Source organism: Pseudomonas sp. 3B-A001-10F (assembly GCF_056313565.1).
Genome location: NZ_JBQYFW010000070.1, coordinates 1 through 1,298 on the forward strand (window position 1 = coordinate 1; position 1,298 = coordinate 1,298).

Consider the following 1,298-nt stretch of genomic DNA (forward strand, 5'->3'; position numbering starts at 1 on the left):
CGGCAGCTCCTTGTATGTTGCCCTCACACCAGTCAATTGAGATCTAAGCTCGCTGGTGCGGACATACGAAGATGTGTTTCTGGGGGAGACCGATCGCTCCTGAAGGCAGGACTTGCTCCTGACCTTGTCTGTAGAGAGGTCCCCCCGCCTCATTGCCCACCACGAAGAGTATCGAGAAGCCGACAAGTCGGACTTCGCATTACAAGGTTGCAGTGGCATGAAGTTCGAGGTCAGGGGAACCAGGATGCATTTCTAACCCACTTCACTCGGAGTTGAAAGCATGAGCATGCATGTCGGTTTGGATGTGGGGTCTCGCACGACCGCCATGGGCTGGCGCAACGACGGCCGTTTTGCAGGCGCTTGCAACATCGACCAAACGCCCGCCGGGCGCAAGGCAGCAGTCACCAAGTTACTCGAGCTCAAGCCTTTGTCCGTGGTGATGGAAGCCACAGGCATCTATTACCTGGATTTGGCCATGGAGCTCACTGCGGCGGGTTTACCCGTTTCGGTTATCAACCCGAAGAGCTTTCATAACTTCGCCAAGCTGATGCTGAAAAACAGCAAAACCGATGCAATCGATGCCCAGTTGCTAGCTGAATACGGCGAACGCATGAGCCCAAGATTGTGGACGCCGCCCACGACCATACAGTTGGAACTGCGGGCTATCGGAAGGCATATCAATCGTTTGACGTGTCATCGAACCCGAGCCAAGAACGAGCTGCATGCGCTCAAAGCTACTCAAACAACCGTGAAAATGCTGATTGAAGACGAAGAAGAGGCCATTGAAGCTTTTGACAAGCGAATCGAGCGTTTCAGGCTCGCAGGTCGGGCGCTGATCGACAACTGCCCGACGCTAAGCGCCCAGTTCGGGCACATGATCGCAGCGCCGGGCATGGGCGAAATTTCAGTATTTGCGGCACTGGCTGAATTGACGACCTTGCCAGTGACACTTAAGTCCGCGCAGGTCAGCCGACATGCAGGACTCGATGTGCGGCTTACGCAATCAGGTACCAGCATCGATAAGCCTGGACGGATAAGTAAGGGCGGAAACGCCTACCTACGTTCAGCGATGTACATGCCAGCGCTGACTGCCATACGTTGCGACAGCAACGTGAAAGCCTTTTACGAAGCGTTGATCGGGCGAGGGAAGAGAAAGATGCAGGCTATCGTCGCCGTCATGCGCAAATACCTGACCGGCTTGTGGGCCTGTATGCGAGCCGGCGAAGATTTCGATACGGCCAAGCTTTTTAGCGCAAAAGATCTCGCAAAAGCTTGACCGTGAACAGAGTATCTACAGG

1 protein-coding gene is annotated in these 1,298 nt (G+C 54.8%); it reads left to right on the forward strand.

The window, feature by feature from the left end; genetic code table 11:
- Positions 1–280 precede the first annotated feature (280 nt).
- Positions 281–1,276 (forward strand): IS110 family RNA-guided transposase, encoded by a 996-nt coding sequence (locus AC0ZWN_RS28755; protein WP_476337708.1) that lies wholly within the window; start codon positions 281–283, stop codon positions 1,274–1,276.
- Positions 1,277–1,298: the final 22 nt, after the last annotated feature.